Origin of the sequence: Nocardia vaccinii NBRC 15922 (genome assembly GCF_001613305.1) — a bacterium.
Classification (GTDB): Bacteria; Actinomycetota; Actinomycetes; order Mycobacteriales; family Mycobacteriaceae; genus Nocardia; species Nocardia vaccinii.
This window is the reverse complement of sequence record NZ_BDCC01000058.1, coordinates 97610-112987: the sequence shown is the minus strand read 5'-3', so window position 1 is coordinate 112987 and position 15378 is coordinate 97610. Positions and strand designations below refer to the sequence as shown.

The following is a 15378-nucleotide window of genomic DNA, read 5'->3' as shown; positions in this document are numbered from 1 at the left end:
AGATTATGGCATGAATGTATCCAGTGTTCTCGATCGGTCGAAAATGAGGCCGCTGCAGTATCTGGTCGTGGCGATGTGTATTTTGTGCAACGCGTTCGACGGTTACGACATCTTTATCACCGGCTTCGCGCTGCCGCATCTGCCGCCTGGCTTCGCGTCGAGTGCAGAGAAAGGTCTGCTGGTCAGCGCAGGCTTGGTTGGTATGGGAGTCGGCGCGCTCTTCCTGGCCCCGCTTGCGGACCGTTTCGGCCGCAGGACGCTGATCGTCGCAGGGCTGGTGATCGACGTCCTCGGCATGAGTTGGAGCGCGTTGGCCGCGAACGCGACAGTTCTGATCTTCGGCAGGTTCGTGACAGGGCTGGGAATCGGGATCATCACGGCTCTCATCATGGTGGTCGCTGCCGAATACACACCCGCGCGGCGGCGAAACACCGCGATCGGCCTGGTGACAATAGGTTTTCCGGTAGGCAGCACGCTCGCTGGCCTGATCAGCGTCTGGCTTGTGGATGGAGCCGGCGGCTCCTGGCGGAGCCTTTTCTGGGTCGGTGCCGTACTCAGCTTCGTCGGATTGCTGGCCGTCCTGGTCAGTTTGCCGGAATCGCTGGAGTTTCTTGCCCTTCGCGGCACACCGCAGTCGCTGAGGAAACTGGAGCAGATCGCGGTCAGGCTGAAGCTCGATACCGAAGGTGCCGGTGAAATATCGGGCTCGACGACGTTGAGTCGAGGAGCTGCGCGGCCTCTGACCGCTGTACTCGGTCCGGGGCTGCGGGAGCAGACCCTCCTGCTCTGGCTGATGTACGGCTTTATTCTGGCCGCGTTCTATTTCGTGACCAGCTGGACCCCGCAGCTGATCGCGAAAGCGACCGGTGACGTCTCGACAGGATCTGTTGTGGGGACGGCATTGAGCGTGGGGAGTCTGGCGGGCTCGATCGTATTCGCGGTGCTCGGCGTCCGAGTACCGGCGATTCACGTCGCTTGGGTGGGCCTCGTCGTGTCGGCGGTTGGTGTCATCGGGTTTTGCAGTCTCCTCAACTCTGGGGTTGCAGTACTCATTGCGATCGTGCTCGGCTTGGCGATCTACACCGCGGTGGCTGCCGTGACAGCGATGGCGCCCCAAATGTATTCCGTCGAGCTCAGAGCGACCGGATACGGCTCGATGGTCGGTGTGGGCCGTGTGGGCGGCATCGTTGCGCCGATCCTGGCTGGCTATGCGCTGGCGGTGATGACCCCGAGAGGCATGTATGCGGCGGCGTCGGTTCCACTGGTGATCGCGGCGCTCGCGGTCATCCGGCTCTGGCAGGTCGCGCGTCGCCGGTCCCAGGTCAGTTCCATCAGCGACACGCTGGGGGCAACGACGCTCGCTGTTGAACTACCGAATGAATAGCCCGAACTTTTCATGGCATCCATGCCTTTGACCTCCATGATTTCTCCGCCCTGTGGGTGGATACGATTCCGCTCGTCGCAGAATCGCAGGAAAATCAATTATAGAAAGGTGTCGACGTTCATCAACCCGGCCTGTTACGCCCTGGTCAACGGCACCGCGAACAGATCAGCTGGATCGGAAGGGCTGATCAACACAGCATGAGCCCACACATCGACGCTCTTACGGTGTACGCACGCGCAACCGCAACGAAGCCAGAGAATCAATCAACAGGAATTTCTTCTGGCTCAGGTCTTCTCGCTCAACAATGGGCGAGAAAGTAAGAAAAGCAAGATGAGGAACCCATGAAATCAGCATCACTGAATCCGTATGACGGCGCACGAATGTCCAAGTCGACACAAGGAGCCCGATTCGCGGCGACCGCAATCCTGATATCGGCCGCACTCGGGGTCACGGCCGCGTCCGCTGGCGCCGCGCCGGCGCCCAGCAGTGCGGTCGACTACCGTGCCACGACGAACGCCCACTCCACGATCATCTCGACCGATGCGGGCTCGATGACTGCGGACCACGGCGTGTTCAAGATCAAAGCGGCGAACGGAACTGTGCTGGCCGGCACCGACCTGTCGTTCCGGGTGGACGACTTCGTGTTCCCGATCGCCGCGCAGATCCACGACCGCACTGCCACGCTGACACCGCAGTTCGACCTGGCACACGCAACCTACAAACCCGTGGATCTGCCGTACCAGGATTCGGCACCGTGGAAGACTCCGTACGACCGTGAACAGGCCGCGTGGAGTCGTCTGGCGTCGACAGTGACGACGGGTGCGACGGTCGGCACCCTAGTCGGCGGGGTCACCGGCGGTGCGGTGGGATGCCTGCTCGGCGGAATCGCCGGCGCGACCGTCGCTGCCGCGACCATCGTCGGAATGTTCGGCCCGTTCATTCCGGCCGCCGCGGTCGGGTGCCTGGGCGGGATCATCGCGGTCGGTGCGCTGGGTACTCTTGCGGGACAGCTTTTGGTGACTGCCCCTGTGGTGATCATGGCCGCGATCCAGTACTTCACGACCATCAACGCTCCGATGCCCGCCTCGCCAGCCAAGTAACCACACACCACCAGTCAACAGAGGCCACCGGACAGCGAACGGTGTCGCCCAATCCGGTCGGTGGGCCCGACGGGAGTGCGGACACACTCATCTTGGTCCACCGACCGGCCCCGAGGCAGTCGACAAAACCGTAACCCAACTATGCGGCAGGTCACGGTGTCACCTCTCCGTGCAGCAGTCCCGTCCGGTGTCACCCGGACGGAGTCCGAAGAGCTGCGTGAGCTGCGTAAACGCAACAAGTTGCTGGAACAGGAGAACGAGGTCCTGCGGCGGGCGGCAGCGTTCTTCGCTCGCGAGCTGCCCCCAAAATGATGTTCCCGCTGGTCCGAGATCTTGCCGCTGACCGAATCCCGGTGGCGGTGGCCTGCCGGGTGCTGGGGTTCACGAAACAGGCGTACTACAAATGGGCGCAAAATCCTGTGTCCCAACGTGATTGGGACGACGCGCACCTGATCCACGCCGCGCTCGATATTCATGCCGATGATCCGGAGTTCGGGTACCGGTTCATCGCCGACGAACTCGACGACCTCGGGTTCGAGGCCGGAGAGAACCGAGTCCAGCGCTTGTGCTCGCTGCAGGGCATCTACAGTGCGTTCGCCAAGAAACGCGGCCTTACCCGTCGGCCGGGCCCACCGGTCCACGATGACCTGGTCCGCCGCGATTTCACCGCTGAGGGCCCGAACCGGCTGTGGCTGACCGACATCTCCGAGCACCGCACCAGCGAAGGGAAGCTCTACATTTGCGCGGTGAAGGACGTGTGGTCCAACCGGATCGTCGGTTACTCGATCGACGACCGGATGACCGCGGCGTTGGCGTGCTCGGCACTGCGTAACGCGATCGGCTTGCGGGAACCGGCCGGCACGATCGTTCATTCCGATCGTGGCAGTCAATTTCGTTCCAGAAAGTTCGTGTCTTTGTTGTCCCGCAATGGATTACAAGGATCTATGGGCCGGGTCGCCGCATGTGCGGACAACTCGGCGATGGAATCGTGGTTCGCGCTACTGCAACGCAACGTGCTCGACCGGAAACGCTGGGACACAAAGGAAGAACTCCGCCTGGCGATGGTTCATTGGATCGAGCGGACCTACCATCGCCGGCGGCGTCAGCGTGGCCTGGCCCGCCTGACACCGGTCGAGTATGAGACCCTGAACAAGGCCTCACTCGCGGCCTGAAACCACCACAACCCGCGAGTCAATCAGATCCGGGGCAGTCCCGGTGTGTACAGGGGCGTGGACGTGTGATCGGTATGCACGCTCATGCGGTCGCGTCCTTGGCCAGGTGTGACGGTGTGTGCTCGGTGTCGTGCTGAGAGCGAGAGAGCGCCGTAGGGGCGAGGGGGTGGGGTTCGCCGGTGAGGACGGCCAGGGCGGTGGCGATTTCGGTGATGTCGGCTTTGACGTAGGTCAGGGTTGTGCCGTGGGTTTTGCCGCGGTGTCCGGCGTAGGCCTGGGCGAGGGCGTAGCTGAAGGTGCGTTCGACCCAGGTGAGTGTGGTGTGGCGCAGCCAATGTGCGGTGATGCCGTGCAGAGTGACCCAGGGCAGGTCTTCGCCGATGCGTGCCCAGAGGTGGTCGTAGCGGCGTTTGGTGATGGGTCTGCCGTCGGAGTAGCGCAGCAATTGCCCGGAGTGTGTTGCGTGCCGTTGGGTGGCGTGGTCGAGCAGGTGCCGCATCAGAGTCGGTGAGACAGGTTGCCACCGATCGGTGCCGTCTTTCTCGCGCAGCCAGATCAAGCACTGCTGAGGGTCGAGATCCATGGGCCGCAACTCCAGTGCGCCGCCGCGGCGGCAGGCGGTTTCGATGTGCAGACGTAGCAGGAGCGAGTCCAGCTCCGGGTCGTTGCCCGCGGCCGCGGCGATCTCGCAGATCTGCGCCAACTGTGGTGAGGCGATCGCGTGTCGCCGTGATGTGCCGCGCTTGGGCATCGGCACGCGCCGAGCAGGGTTGTCCGACGGCTGGATCCAGCCGTTGTCTTCGGCGTGGCGGTAGACGCGGCGAGTGGCGCTGAGGAAGTTCTCCACCGCACCGGTTCCGCCGCGCGAGGCGCGATTAGCGCGTGCGTCGCGTCGCACGGCGCGTGCCATCTCCTCCAGTTCGGCCTTGGACGGCTCGTTGACTTGTCGTGTCCCCCATGCGGTTTCCAACCGGACCAGATGGGTGTCATAGGTGCGCAAGGTACCTGGTGTCAGGGTCGCCCGAACCTGCGGCACGATCTCGGCGAAGGTCGGCACGGCGACCGGGGTGCCGGTGAGATCCTCGGGAGATACACCCAACTGCGCCAACAGGACACGGGCCGCGGTCAGGACATCGGTAGAGGCGGGATTCGTCGCTTCTGTGGTCATCGGCTCGCCTCCTCGAGCGCACGCAGGGTCGAGGCGAACAGGTCAGCCACCGCGCCGGGTGCGTGAACAGCCAGCGACGCGGCGTTCGGGTCGGCCAGCAACAGGACTCGGTCGCCGATCGTCAGGCCTGCTCGTCGGCGGAGCCGGAACGGGATGCGCATAAAGCCGTCGTGCATCGTGACCGGCCCGCCCGCCACAGGGTTTGCCACGAGGAGCCGGCGCTCGGTGACTCTGAGGGACAAGCGAGTTCCCGGTGCCCAGCCCAGCGCGGCGAACAGAGACCGGTCCGTGACGCGTCCGGCCTCGCCGACCGTCGAGATGCCGTACAGCAGATCCGTGCGCGTCGGGGGAGCGGCCGCTGCCGCTGGACGGTGCAAAATCTCGTGCAGGGTGCCCTGTGGGGGCACGATCGGCTCGATCATGCGGGCCCTCCCGCACGACGCCGGGCGACCCGAAGGGTCGGGACGAAAGGAGGTTTCCGGCAGCTTCCCCGGAAAACCTTGCAGGTCAGACACATTCTCATAGTTGGCCTCCGCGTGCTCTAGTAGCTCTTGAGCACCGTCGCCGCGGATGTGTCACGGGTGACCCCGTTTTGTGCGCGAGAGGGGACTTGAACCCCTACGTCCGTCAGGACACTGGAACCTAAATCCAGCGCGTCTGCCATTTTCGCCACTCGCGCGTGCTGGTACGACCGTCCAAACTCTACCGGGCGTGGCGGCTGGAGCGAAGCGCCGGATCGGCGTTTCGTACTCGCGAGTAACACCACCTGGCGTTATAACAATTGCATAACGGTCAATATGAGGAACCCTCAACTTTTCTGAACGGGGGTTACCGACCTCACCAGCGGGTTCAAACGTGAGGGAGGGTCATGTTTGGCGGCGTTCTTGTACGTATGTACCGAAATACTCGGCGGTAGTCGTGGAGGTACGAGGCAAACGTGAGGATTTCCTCATGATTTTGTGTCATCCTCGCCAGTGATCAGTCCTCAGGGCCGAGGAGTGCGGTGTGCACACCAGGTGCGGCTCCGAGTGCAGGGGCGAGCCACCACGAGTAGGAAGTCGAACGTCTTGACGATCAACGAGAGCACCGGGACCGGATCTACCGCCAAGGTTTCCGGGGGGGTTCCCGACACGGGCATCAAGTCGTCGCTCGTGGACCGACTGCTGGCGGGCGAGGCCTATGCGCTTGCCTTCGGCGGTCAGGGAGCGCAGTGGCTTGGCGAGCTCGAGGAGATCGGGCGCGACAGCGCCCTGGAACCGGAGCTGACCGCACTGGTGAACGAGGCGGCGGCCCTGTTGGGACCGGTCGCTTCGCAGCTGCTGGTGGTCCGGCCGGTCGGTTTCGACCCGGTGGCCTGGATGCTCGAGGACGAGCTGGCCGACGAGGACTCCGAGGAGATCTCCGGCGCGCCCTCGCCGCAGATGCTGCGCTCGGCCGCGGTCTCCATGCCGGGTGTGTTCCTGAGCCAGGTCGCCGCGCTGCGGGCGCTGCGGTTGCAGGGCCTCGATGCGGCCGGGCACGCGCCGGTCGCGGTGGTCGGCCACTCGCAGGGCCTGCTCGCGGCGAAGGCCGCGCAGGAGCACGGCGCGCGCGATGCCGAACTGCTCGTAATGGCCCAGTTGATCGGTGCGGCGGCGACTCTCGTGGCGCGCCGTCGCGGTCTGATTCCGGTGGGCGAGAAGTCCCCGATGGTCGCGGTGTCCAATGTCGACCCCGAACAGCTGCAGGCGATCGTCGCCGAGGTGGCCGAGGGCGTGGATCCGGCAGCGGCCGCGGTCCTGTCGATTCGCAACGGTCGCCGCCGGGTGGTGCTGTCCGGCACCGTCGCCCAGCTGGATCGGGTGCGGCAGCGTTGTGCGGAGATCAACGCCGAGCAGACCCACGATCGCGAGGGCAAGAAGCGCGGCGGAGCGGTGTTCTCCCCGGTGTTCGAGGATGTCGAGGTCGAGATCGGCTTCCACCACCCGGCGCTGGCCGAGACCGTGGAGCTGGTGTCCGGCTGGGCCGCCCAGTGCGGTATCGACGCCGAACTGGCCGGTGAACTCGCCCGGCAGATCCTGGTGGACCCGGTGGACTGGGTGTCCATCGTCGAGAGCACGGTTTCCGAAGGCGCACAGTGGATTCTGGATCTGGGCCCGGGTGATCTGCTGACCCGCTTGACCCAGGGATCGCTCAAGGGCACCGGCGTCGGCATCGTCGCCGCGGCGACGCGGCCCGGCCAGCGCGCACTGTTCACCCCCGGTGCGGCCCCCTCGGTTGCCGCGGCCTGGACGACGTTCGCGCCCAAGCCGATTCGGCTGCCCAACGGCCGCGTCGTGGTGGAAACCTCGTTCACTCGGCTCACCGGCCGCTCGCCGATCCTGCTGGCGGGTATGACGCCTACCACGGTCGACGCGAAAATCGTTGCGGCGGCGGCGAATGCGGGACACTGGGCCGAACTCGCCGGTGGCGGTCAGGTGACCGAGCAGATCTTCGCCGATCGCGTCGCCGAACTGAAGACCCTGCTGCACCCGGGACGTTCGGTGCAGTTCAACTCGCTGTTCCTGGACCCGTATCTGTGGAAACTGCAGCTGGGCGGTAAACGCCTGGTGCAGAAGGCCCGTGCGGCCGGAGCGCCGCTCGACGGTGTGATCGTCACCGCCGGAATTCCGGAACTCGACGAGGCCGTCGCGCTGATCGAGGAACTCACCGAGGTCGGCATCAGTCACGTCGCGTTCAAGCCGGGCACCGTCGCGCAGATCCGCGCCGTGCTGCGGATCGCCGACGCCGTGCCGGACTACCCGGTCATCATGCACATCGAGGGCGGGCGCGCCGGCGGCCACCACTCCTGGGAGGATCTGGACGATCTGCTCCTGGACACCTACGCCGAACTGCGCAACCGCGCCAACGTCGTGGTGTGTGTCGGTGGCGGCATCGGCACCCCCGAGCGCGCCACCGAATACCTGACCGGCCAGTGGTCCCGGGTGCACGGATATCCGGCGATGCCGCTGGATGGCGTGCTGGTCGGCACCGCCGCCATGGCGACCCTGGAGGCCACCACCGCACCCGAGGTCAAGCAGCTGCTGGTGGACACCCCCGGCACCCCGGACTGGGTCGGCGCGGGCACCGCGACCGGCGGAATGGCTTCGGGCCGTAGCCAATTGGGTGCGGACATCCACGAGATCGACAACGCCGCCTCGCGCACCGGCCGCCTGCTGGACGAGGTCGCCGGTGACGCCGACGCGGTCGCCGAGCGTCGCGAGGAGATCATCACCGCGCTGAACGGCACCGCCAAGCCGTACTTCGGCGATCTGGTCACGATGACCTACCTGGAATGGCTCGAGCGCTACGTCGAGCTGGCGGTGGGTCTGGATCGGCGCAAGGACTTCGACTGCGGTACCGACCTGGGCGAGGCGATCGCCGACGCGACCAGTTCGGTGTGGCTGGACATCACCTGGCGGGACCGATTCGCGGAAATGGTGCGCCGCACCGAATCCCGGCTCAACCCGGCCGACCGTGGCGAGATCGCAACGCTTTTCGCGAGCGACGACGCGTTCGAGACTCCGGTGCAGGCGATCTGCACACTGAAGGAGCAGTACCCGGCCGTCGCCGAGGCGGTTCTGCACCCCGCCGACGTGCCGTTCTTCGTCGCGCTGTGCAAGACCCCGGGGAAGCCGGTCAACTTCGTGCCGGTCGTGGACGGCGACGTGCGGCGCTGGTGGCGTTCGGATTCGCTGTGGCAGGCGCACGATCCGCGGTATTCGGCCGATCAGGTGTGCATCATCCCCGGCACGGTCGCCGTCGCGGGAATCACCCGGGTGGACGAGCCGGTCGGTGAACTGCTCGACCGCTTCGAGCAGGACACCGCGTACTCCCTGCTGCGCGAGGGGGTTACGCCTCGCGCCGTGGACGGTCGCCGTCGCGCCGAGGTCGTCGCGGGTGTCATCGATCTGGTGTTGGCCGCACCCGACGTGCAGTGGGCCGGTCGCACCACCCCGAACCCGGTGCACCGACTCGGCGATCCGGGCGAGTGGACCGTCGACGAGCAGGGCGCGCACCACCGCTCCACCGGCGCGTCGCTGGCGTCGGTCGAGGGGCCCGACGCCGACAACGCGTACGTCGAGCTGAGCGTGCCGCTGGCCCGCCTGACCGGTCGCGAGGCGAATGCCGGTGCGAGCGTGCGGATTCGGCTGACGGTGCCCGCATCGGCCTACAACGGCGGTGCGCCGGTCGTGTCCGAAGAGGACGCCGAGGCCGCGATGTCCGCGCTGCTGGCCGTCGCCGCCGGACAGGCGCTGCCGGAGGTCAAGTCCGCCGCCCGCTCGGGCGGTCAGGGCCCGGAGGAGGCAGCTTGCGTAACCACGCAGGGCCCCCGCCCGAGCGGCATCGAACACGGCACGCACGTCGCGCATGTGAACCTGGCCTGGTCGCCCGATCTGATCGCGGACCACGCCGGCGTCACCGGCTCCGGTCTGCCCGCGACGCTGAGCACCATCGGCCGGATCGTGCCGGACGTGCTCGTGGGCGCTTGCTGGCCCGCCGTCTTCGCCGTGCTCGGCGCGACCCGCACCGCACAGGGCGGCAGTGTTATCGAAGGCATGCTGGATCTGGTGCACCTCGATCACCGGATCGAACTGACCGGTGATCTCCCGGACGAGCACGCGGTGCTGGCCGTGCGCGCGGAGTCCGGTGCGGTGCTCGACACCGATCTGGGTCGCGTGGTCGAGGTGAGCGTCACCGTCGGCGTTATGCGCGACCACGGGCTGGACACCCCGGTCGCGGCGAAGCTGGTGGAGCGCTTCGCGATTCGCGGTCGCAACGGCAGCGGCGAGCTGACCGATCCGCCGCGTGCGGCCGGGACCGTCTCGGACGACGCGACCGACACCCCGCGCCGCCGTCGCCGTGACGTGACGATCCTGGCTCCGCGCGCGATGGCCGCCTTCGCCGCGGTCTCCGGCGACCACAACCCCATCCACACCTCCGACAACGCCGCCAAGCTGGCCGGTCTGGGCAGCCCGATCGTGCACGGCATGTGGCTGTCCGCCGCCGCGCAGCACGCGGTGTCGGCGGTCGATCCGTCCTCGCCGCTGCCGCCACGCAGCCTGACCGCCTGGACCACCCGATTCCTGGGCATGGTGCGGCCGGGCGCGGAGATCGACGTGCGCGTCGAGCGCGTCGCGGTGGACGCGGGCAGTGAGATCGTCGAGGTGTCCTGCCGTATCGACGGCGATCTGGTGATGACGGGCACGGGCCGGCTGGCCGCGCCGAAGACCGTCTACGCCTTCCCCGGACAGGGTATTCAGGCCAAGGGGATGGGCCTGGATGCCCGTTCGCGCTCGAAGGCGGCCAAGCAGATCTGGGAGCGCGCCGACAAGCACACCCGCGAGGCGCTGGGATTCTCGATCCTGGCCGTGGTCCGGGACAACCCGACCTACCTCAAGGCGCGCGGTGTGGAGTACCGGCACCCGCAGGGAGTCCTGCACCTGACGCAGTTCACCCAGGTCGCGATGGCCACCCTCGGGGTGGCGCAGGTGGCCGAGCTGCGTGAGGCGGGAGCGTTCGTCGAGGGCGCGATGCTGGCCGGACATTCGGTCGGCGAGTACAACGCCCTGGCCGCCGTCGCCGGCGTACTGCCGCTCGAGGCGGTGCTCGAAGTGGTGTTCCAGCGCGGTTCGGCCATGCACGAGCTGGTGCCGCGGGATGCCCAGGGCCGCAGCGACTATCGGATGGCCGCCATCCGTCCCTCGCAGATCGGGCTGCCCGACGCCGAGGTGATCGACTGGGTCGCGGAAATAGGAGCGAATGCCGGAGAATTCCTGGAGGTCGTGAACCTGAACCTGCGCGGCGCGCAGTACGCGATCGCGGGCACGGTCAAGGGCCTCGAGCGACTCGAGGACGAAATCGAGCGTCGCCGTGCGGAATTCGGCGGTAAGCGGGCGTTCATCCTGGTGCCCGGCATCGACGTGCCGTTCCACTCGACCGTGCTGCGCAAGGGTGTTCCGGAGTTCCGCGGCAAACTCGAGGAGCTGCTGCCGCAGGAGCTGCACCCGGAGGTGCTCACCGGGCGCTACATCCCCAACCTGGTGCCGCGGCCGTTCTCGCTGGATCGCGAATTCATCGCCGAGATCGCCGATTACGTGCCGTCCGAGCCGCTCGCGGCCGTGCTGGCGGACTGGGAGAGCTGGTCCGCGCGGCCGTCCGAACTGTGCCGGGTCGTGCTGATCGAGCTGCTGGCCTGGCAGTTCGCCAGCCCGGTGCGCTGGATCGAGACCCAGGATCTGCTGTTCGGCGATCCCGGCCAGGGTGGTCTGGGCGTCGAGCGGTTCGTCGAAATCGGTTTGGCCGCAACGCCGACCGTGGCGAACCTGGCGAGCAACACCCTCAAGCTGCCGCAGTTCGGCACCGCGAAGGTGGAGGTGCTCAACATCGAGCGCGAGGCCGGTGTGGTGTACTCCACCGACACCGATCCCGCCCCGGCGGACGAACCGGAGGAGATCGCCGCTCCGACCGAAACCGCTTCTGCCGCAGCGGCTCCCGCGGTTCAAGCAGCCGCCCCGGCCGCTCCGTCCGGCGGCCCGCGTCCCGATGACATCGCCTTCACCGCCGCTGACGCCACCCGCGTGCTCATCGCGCTGTGGACCAAGCTGCGGATGGATCAGATCGGCCCGGTGGACACCATCGAGGGCCTGTGCGACGGCGTGTCCTCGCGCCGCAACCAGCTGCTGGTCGACCTGGGTTCGGAGCTTTCCCTCGGCGCGATCGACGGCGCCGCCGACGCCGATATGGGTGCGTTGTCGGCCACGGTGGACCGCCTGGCCCGCACCTACAAGCCGTTCGGTTCGGTGCTGTCCGACGCGATCGGCGACCACCTGCGCAAGGTGTTCGGTCCGTCCGGTAAGCGGCCCGCCGCGATCGCCGAGCGGGTGAAGAAGGTCTGGGAACTCGGCGACGGCTGGACCCACCACGTGACCGCCGAGGTCTCCCTGGGCACCCGCGAAGGTGCGAGTATCCGCGGTGGCGACCTGGGCGGGCTGGTATCCGGCGCGCTGGGTGACGGCGCCGCGGTGGACGCCGCGATCGACGCGGCCGTGCAGGCCGTGGCCGGGCGTCGCGGTGTGGCGGTATCGCTGCCCGCCGCCGGTGGTGGCGGCGGCGCGACCGTCGACGCGGCCGCGCTGGGCGAATTCACCGAGCAGATCACCGGGCGGGACGGGGTGCTCGCGACCGCGGCCCGCGTGGTGCTGGATCAGCTCGGCCTCACCGATCGGGTCTCCGCGCCCGAGGCATCGGATGAATCGCTGGTGGATCTCGTTGCCGCGGAACTGGGTTCGGACTGGCCGCGGCTGGTCGCCCCGGCCTTCGACGCCCGGCGCGCGGTGCTGATCGACGACCGCTGGGCGACCGCTCGCGAGGATCTGGCCCGGCTGTGGCTGGGTAGCGACGGCGAGGAGAACGTCGCCGGCTTCGTCGGTGCGGGTGAAGCCGTTGCCGCGCAGGCGAACTGGTGGCGCAAGCGGGCGATGGGCGAGGCCCGCTCCGTGCTGGCCGCACAGTACGAGCGCATCGCCGAGGCCGCGCTGAACACCGCCGAGCCGGGCGCGTGGTCCTCGGACGTCGCCGTGATCACCGGCGCCAGTAAGGGTTCCATCGCCGCGGCCACGGCCGCGCGGCTGCTCGGCGGCGGTGCGACCGTCATCGTCACCACCTCGAAGCTGGACGACGCCCGTCTGGCCTTCTACAAGGGCCTCTACCGCGACAACGCCCGGCACGGCGCGTCGCTGTGGGTGGTGCCCGCGAATATGGCCGCCTACGCCGATGTGGACGCCCTGATCGAGTGGGTCGGCAGCGAGCAGATCGACAATGCCGGCGGCGCGAAGGTTCTCGTCAAGCCGGCGATGACCCCGACGCTGCTGCTGCCGTTCGCCGCGCCGCGCGTGGCCGGTGACCTCTCCGACGCCGGCGCCCGCGCCGAGATGGAAATGCGGGTGCTGCTGTGGTCGGTGGAGCGGCTGATCGCGGGACTGTCCGCGATCGGCGCGGATCACGATGTGGACGCGAAACTGCATGTGGTACTTCCGGGTTCGCCCAACCGTGGCATGTTCGGCGGGGACGGCGCGTACGGTGAGGCCAAGGCCGCCCTGGACGCGGTGGTCGCCAAGTGGCGTGCCGAGAAGTCCTGGTCGCAGCGGGTCACCCTGGTGCACGCGCTGATCGGCTGGGTGCGCGGCACCGGCCTGATGGGCGGTAACGACCCGCTGGTCGAGGCCGTGGAACAGGCCGGTGTGCAGACCTGGTCCACCGAGGAGATGGCCGAGCAGCTGCTGCGGTGGTGCACCGGACAGGCCCGCGTGGTCAGCGAATCCGGTCCGCAGCAGATCGACCTGACCGGCGGTCTGGCCCGCGCCGAGCTGGATCTGCCCGAGCTGGCCAAGCAGGCCCGCGAGCAGGCCGAGGCGCAAACCGATGCGGACGAGCGGGATTCGGCTCCGACGATCGCGGCGCTGCCCTGCCCGCCGACCCTGAGCTCGGCGTTGCCGACACCCGAATGGGGTTCGGTCACAGCGGATCTCAGCGACATGGTCGTGATCGTCGGCGCCGGTGAGCTGGGCCCGTACGGTTCCGCGCGCACCCGTTTCGAATTCGAGGTCTCCGAGGAACTCTCGGCGGCGGGTGTACTGGAGCTGGCCTGGACGACCGGTCTGGTCACCTGGGAGAACGACCCGAAGCCGGGCTGGTACGACACCGAATCCGGTGAGTACGTGGACGAATCGGAGATCGCCGAGCGCTACCACGACACCGTGGTCGAGCGCTGCGGCATCCGCCGCTACGGTGACGACGGCGCCATGGCCGAGAACACCGCGCCGCTGCTGACCTCGGTGTTCCTGGACAAGGATCTGACCTTCGTGGTGAACGGCGAGGCCGAGGCGCGTGCGTTCCACGCCGCGGACCCGGAGCACACGGTGATCACGCCCGTCGCGGATTCGAGCGACTGGCAGGTGATCCGCCAGGCGGGCACCGAGATTCGGGTGCCGCGCCGGGCCAAGCTCTCGCGCACGGTCGGCGGGCAGATCCCGACCGGCTGGGATCCCACCAAGTGGGGTATCTCCGCGGATATGGCCGCCTCGATCGACCGGGTCGCGCTGTGGAACATCGTGTGCACCGTGGACGCGTTCCTGTCCTCGGGCTTCAGCCCGGCCGAGCTGATGAGCTGGGTGCACCCGTCGCTGGTGGCCAACACCCAGGGCACCGGTATGGGCGGCATGTCCTCGATGCGCTCGCTGTACATCGACAACCTGCTCGGCGAGCCGCGGGCCAACGACATCCTGCAGGAGGCGCTGCCGAATGTCGCTCTGGCGCACGTGGTTCAGTCCTATGTCGGCAGTTACGGCGGCATGATCCATCCGGTCGCGGCGTGTGCGACCGCGGCGGTCTCGGTCGAGGAGGGCGTGGACAAGATCCGGCTCGGCAAGGCCGATCTGGTGGTCGCCGGCGGCTACGACGATCTCGGCATCGAGGGCATCGTCGGCTTCGGTGACATGTCCGCCACCGCCGACTCGGCGGCCATGAGCGCCAAGGGAATCAGCGATCGCTACTTCTCCCGCGCCAACGACCGGCGGCGCGGTGGATTCGTCGAATCGCAGGGCGGCGGAACGGTTCTGCTGGCCCGCGGTGACGTCGCGCTGGAGATCGGCCTGCCGGTGCTCGGCGTCGTCGCCTACGCGCAGTCCTTCGCCGACGGCGTGCACACCTCGATCCCCGCGCCGGGCCTCGGTGCGCTGGGCGCGGGCCGCGGCGGTCCGGAGTCCCGGCTGGCGGCCGCGCTGCGCAAGCTGGGCGTCACCCCGGACGAGGTCGCGGTGGTCTCCAAGCACGACACGTCCACGGGTGCGAACGATCCCAACGAGTCCGAACTGCACGAAAGGTTGGCGGACGCACTGGGTCGATCGCAGGGCGCGCCGCTGTTCGTGGTGTCGCAGAAGTCGCTGACCGGTCACGCCAAGGGCGGTGCGGCGGCATTCCAGATGATCGGTCTGTGCCAGGTGCTCGAACAGGGCGTCGTCCCGCCGAACCGCAGCCTGGACTGCGTCGACGAGAAGATGAGCGAGTACCCGCATCTGGTGTGGGCGCGGGAGCCGCTGCACTTCGGAGATCGCTTCGCGCTCAAGGCCGGTCTGGTCACCTCGCTGGGCTTCGGGCACGTCTCGGGTCTGCTGGCGATCGTGCATCCGCAGGCATTCCTCGAGGCGATCGACCCCGAACGTCGCGAGGACTACCAGCAGCGGGCGCAGCAGCGCCGGCTGAACGGGCGGCAGCGGTTCGCCGAGGCGATGTGTGGCGGTGCGCCGATGTACGAGCGTCCGGCCGACCGGCGGCTCGGCGGCGACGGCACCCCGGCCAAGCAGTCCCGTCAGCTCGAGGCCGACGTGCTGCTCTCCGAGCAGGCGCGCCTGGGATCGGACGGGCTGTACCTGGCCCAGGACGGCTGCGGCACCGGCGCACTCGCCGAATAGGAATGATCGGCTCGGCGCCGTTCGTCTCACGAGGCGAACGACGCCGAGCCACAACGCATATCAA

The 15378-nt window shown here is 67.8% G+C and carries 5 protein-coding genes, 1 tRNA gene and 1 pseudogene; 4 read left to right on the top strand and 3 right to left on the bottom strand.

Features of this window, described 5'->3' with window-relative positions:
- Positions 1–10 precede the first annotated feature (10 nt).
- The 3 genes and pseudogenes from NV1_RS30765 to NV1_RS30750 all read left to right on the top strand — a co-directional run.
- A complete protein-coding gene (locus tag NV1_RS30765) occupies positions 11–1384 on the top strand; it encodes an MFS transporter (RefSeq protein ID WP_169813444.1) in 1374 nt (457 codons plus the stop codon).
- 380 nt (positions 1385–1764) lie between these two features.
- Positions 1765–2484 carry a DUF8020 domain-containing protein gene (locus NV1_RS30760; protein ID WP_067899340.1) on the top strand — a complete coding sequence of 240 codons (720 nt, stop codon included), beginning with the start codon at positions 1765–1767 and terminating at the stop codon, positions 2482–2484.
- Positions 2485–2694: 210 nt separating this feature from the next.
- Positions 2695–3656 (top strand): annotated as a pseudogene (locus NV1_RS30750) (IS3 family transposase); the annotation flags it as partial.
- 82 nt (positions 3657–3738) lie between these two features.
- On the opposite strand, the gene NV1_RS30745 reads toward NV1_RS30750, so the two are convergent.
- The 3 genes from NV1_RS30745 to NV1_RS30735 all read right to left on the bottom strand — a co-directional run bounded on the left by NV1_RS30745 (position 3739) and on the right by NV1_RS30735 (position 5503).
- Positions 3739–4824: a tyrosine-type recombinase/integrase gene (locus tag NV1_RS30745; RefSeq protein WP_067899334.1), complete on the bottom strand. Its 1086-nt coding sequence runs from the start codon at positions 4822–4824 to the stop codon at positions 3739–3741.
- Complete coding sequence (locus tag NV1_RS30740; protein WP_084526002.1) at positions 4821–5246, bottom strand: hypothetical protein; 426 nt, start codon at positions 5244–5246, stop codon at positions 4821–4823. Before NV1_RS30740 ends, NV1_RS30745 begins: the two co-directional genes overlap by 4 nt.
- A 173-nt stretch (positions 5247–5419) precedes the next feature.
- Positions 5420–5503, bottom strand: a tRNA-Leu gene (locus tag NV1_RS30735).
- A gap of 388 nt (positions 5504–5891) precedes the next feature.
- On the opposite strand from NV1_RS30735, the gene NV1_RS30730 reads away from it, so the two are divergent.
- Positions 5892–15314 (top strand): type I polyketide synthase, encoded by a 9423-nt coding sequence (locus NV1_RS30730; RefSeq protein WP_067899332.1) that lies wholly within the window; start codon positions 5892–5894, stop codon positions 15312–15314.
- Positions 15315–15378 lie beyond the last annotated feature (64 nt).

Coding starts and splice junctions, on each gene's coding strand:
- NV1_RS30765 (WP_169813444.1), top strand. CDS start 11: ATGAATGTATCCAGTGTTCTCGATCGGTCGAAAATGAGGCCGCTGCAG.
- NV1_RS30740 (WP_084526002.1), bottom strand. CDS start 5,246: ATGATCGAGCCGATCGTGCCCCCACAGGGCACCCTGCACGAGATTTTG.
- NV1_RS30745 (WP_067899334.1), bottom strand. CDS start 4,824: ATGACCACAGAAGCGACGAATCCCGCCTCTACCGATGTCCTGACCGCG.
- NV1_RS30760 (WP_067899340.1), top strand. CDS start 1,765: ATGTCCAAGTCGACACAAGGAGCCCGATTCGCGGCGACCGCAATCCTG.